Annotated in this window: 1 rRNA gene; it reads left to right on the top strand. The window is 55.8% G+C overall.

What is annotated here, in order from left to right:
- Nucleotides 1-199 precede the first annotated feature (199 nt).
- Nucleotides 200-1728, top strand: a 16S ribosomal RNA gene (locus ACFQ91_RS17155).
- Nucleotides 1729-2021: the final 293 nt, after the last annotated feature.

The following is a 2021-nucleotide window of genomic DNA, read 5'->3' as shown; positions in this document are numbered from 1 at the left end:
TTTCGTGTGATGGTTGGGTGTGTGTTTGTGGTTTGAGAATCCAATAGCGTGTTTGTTTGAACAATGTGATGCCAGAAAATTTTTTCTGGTAAGACAACCACACCATGACCCATTGCCTGGGTTGTGGTGGTATGGGTCACTGTGTCCACCCCCGTGGGCGTGGTGACTGTCTTGCCGGGATCACTGAAGTAAAAAGTTTTTTATGGAGAGTTTGATCCTGGCTCAGGACGAACGCTGGCTGCGTGCTTAACACATGCAAGTCGAACGCTGAAGCCCCAGCTTGCTGGGGTGGATGAGTGGCGAACGGGTGAGTAACACGTGAGTAACCTGCCCCTGACTTCGGGATAAGCCCGGGAAACTGGGTCTAATACCGGATATGACCTGTCCTCGCATGAGGGTGGGTGGAAAGTTTTTTTCGGTTGGGGATGGGCTCGCGGCCTATCAGTTTGTTGGTGAGGTAATGGCTCACCAAGACGACGACGGGTAGCCGGCCTGAGAGGGCGACCGGCCACACTGGGACTGAGACACGGCCCAGACTCCTACGGGAGGCAGCAGTGGGGAATATTGCACAATGGGGGAAACCCTGATGCAGCGACGCAGCGTGCGGGATGACGGCCTTCGGGTTGTAAACCGCTTTCAGCAGGGAAGAAGCGAAAGTGACGGTACCTGCAGAAGAAGTACCGGCTAACTACGTGCCAGCAGCCGCGGTAATACGTAGGGTACGAGCGTTGTCCGGAATTATTGGGCGTAAAGAGCTCGTAGGTGGTTGGTCACGTCTGCTGTGGAAACGCAACGCTTAACGTTGCGCGTGCAGTGGGTACGGGCTGACTAGAGTGCAGTAGGGGAGTCTGGAATTCCTGGTGTAGCGGTGAAATGCGCAGATATCAGGAGGAACACCGGTGGCGAAGGCGGGACTCTGGGCTGTAACTGACACTGAGGAGCGAAAGCATGGGGAGCGAACAGGATTAGATACCCTGGTAGTCCATGCCGTAAACGTTGGGCACTAGGTGTGGGGGACATTCCACGTTCTCCGCGCCGTAGCTAACGCATTAAGTGCCCCGCCTGGGGAGTACGGTCGCAAGGCTAAAACTCAAAGGAATTGACGGGGGCCCGCACAAGCGGCGGAGCATGCGGATTAATTCGATGCAACGCGAAGAACCTTACCAAGGCTTGACATACACCAGACCGGCCTGGAAACAGGTCTTCCCCTTTGGGGTTGGTGTACAGGTGGTGCATGGTTGTCGTCAGCTCGTGTCGTGAGATGTTGGGTTAAGTCCCGCAACGAGCGCAACCCTCGTTCTATGTTGCCAGCACGTGATGGTGGGAACTCATAGGAGACTGCCGGGGTCAACTCGGAGGAAGGTGGGGATGACGTCAAATCATCATGCCCTTTATGTCTTGGGCTTCACGCATGCTACAATGGCTGGTACAAAGAGAAGCGAACCCGTGAGGGTCAGCGAATCCCTTAAAGCCAGTCTCAGTTCGGATCGTAGTCTGCAATTCGACTACGTGAAGTCGGAGTCGCTAGTAATCGCAGATCAGCAACGCTGCGGTGAATACGTTCCCGGGCCTTGTACACACCGCCCGTCAAGTCACGAAAGTCGGTAACACCCGAAGCCGGTGGCCTAACCAGTTTTCTGGAGGGGGCCGTCTAAGGTGGGACTGGTGATTGGGACTAAGTCGTAACAAGGTAGCCGTACCGGAAGGTGCGGCTGGATCACCTCCTTTCTAAGGAGCACACCAGTATGGTGCCCACCAACAGAACCCGTACGTGGTTCGGGTGGGTTGCTCAAGGGTGGAACATCACATTCCTCGCTCATCCACACAGGATGGTCCGGTTCGTGCCGTGACGACGTGTGTGGGTGTGGGCGGGGTAGGACAGGCACGCTGTTGGGTCCTGGAATCACAACATGTGGTTCCACAGGCCCCAACCCAACCCGCTGCTGGCAGTACTGCTGCCTGGTGTGGGGTGGTGTTTGGTAGTGGTTTGAGAATCGTATAGTGGACGCGAGCATCAAGCA

Origin of the sequence: Brevibacterium sp. NPDC056726, assembly GCF_042790515.1 — a bacterium.
Classification (GTDB): Bacteria; Actinomycetota; Actinomycetes; order Actinomycetales; family Brevibacteriaceae; genus Brevibacterium; species Brevibacterium sanguinis.
Note: the sequence above shows the minus strand (reverse complement) of the source record. Positions and strands in the feature narration are given on the sequence as shown.